The sequence below is a fragment of the Streptomyces phytophilus genome (assembly GCF_013870535.1).
Classification (GTDB): domain Bacteria; phylum Actinomycetota; class Actinomycetes; order Streptomycetales; family Streptomycetaceae; genus Streptomyces; species Streptomyces phytophilus.
Window position 1 is genome coordinate 1 of sequence record NZ_JACBXC010001576.1, and the last position, 1,210, is coordinate 1,210.

Here is a 1,210-nt window from a genome sequence, read left to right on the forward strand (position 1 = left end):
CCGGTACGGCCGCCCGACGGGCGCTGCCGGGCCGATGTCAGACCCATGGGGGACGATCACCGTGTGAGAAGCGCGCCGTCGGTCCTGCACCTGGACATGGACGCGTTCTACGCCGCCGTCGAGCAGGCCGCCAAGCCGAGCCTGAAGGGCAAGGCCGTGATCGTCGGCGGCCTCGGCCCGCGCGGCGTGGTGGCCACCGCGTCGTACGAGGCGCGGGTCTTCGGGGTGCACTCGGCGATGGCCATGGGCATGGCCCGCAGGCTCTGCCCCAACGCCGCCTTCCTCATCCCCCGCTTCCGGCTCTACCAGCAGGTCAGCGGGCAGGTCATGGCGCTGCTCGGGGAGCTGTCGCCGCTGGTGGAGCCGCTGAGCCTGGACGAGGCGTTCGTCGATCTCGAAGCCGGCGGCACCCCCGCCGAGGAGGAGGCGCTGCGGGGCGTGGCACGCCGGCTGCGCGGGGACATCCGCGCGGCCACCGGGCTGACCGGCTCGGTCGGGCTCGCCGCCTCCAAGATGCTCGCCAAGGTCGCCTCCGAGCTGGCCAAGCCGGACGGTCTCGTCGTGGTCCCGCCGGGCGGCGAGCGGGCGCTGCTGGGGCCGATGCATGTGCGTACGCTGCCGGGCGTCGGCCCCGCCACGGCGGACGCGCTGCGCCGGGCCGGGATCACCACGGTCGGGGAGGTCACGGACGCCGGCGAGGACGAGATGGTCCGGCTGCTGGGCAAGGCGCACGGCACGGGGATCCACGTGATGGCGCTGGGCCTGGACGAGCGGCCGGTGGTCGCGGACCGGGACACCAAGTCCGTCTCCGTCGAGGACACCTTCGACGTCGACCTCACCGACCGCACCCGCATCCGTACGGAGGTCGAGCGGCTGGCGCGGCGGTGCGTGACGCGGCTGCGCGGTTCCGGGCACTCCGGCCGCACGGTGGTCCTCAAGGTCCGGCGGTACGACTTCTCCACCCTCACCCGCTCCGAGACCCTGCGCGGGCCCACCGACGACCCGGCCGTGGTCACCGAGGCGGCGCTGCGGCTGCTGGACAGCGTGGAGACGACCGCGGGGGTGCGGCTGCTGGGCGTCGGCGTCAGCGGGCTGGCGGACTTCACGCAGGAGGACCTGTTCGCGCAGGCCGGCGTGGCGCCGGACGTGCAGCACGGGCCGGTGGACGCCGACGGCCCGGTGGCGCTGCCGCCGCCCGAGCCGGCCCCGC

1 protein-coding gene is annotated in these 1,210 nt (G+C 75.3%); it reads left to right on the plus strand.

Annotation, left to right across the window (positions count from 1 at the left end):
• Positions 1-63: 63 nt before the first annotated feature.
• A partial coding sequence (locus H5J30_RS34355; protein ID WP_181791728.1) for a DNA polymerase IV occupies positions 64-1,210 on the plus strand: 1,147 nt, incomplete at its 3' end.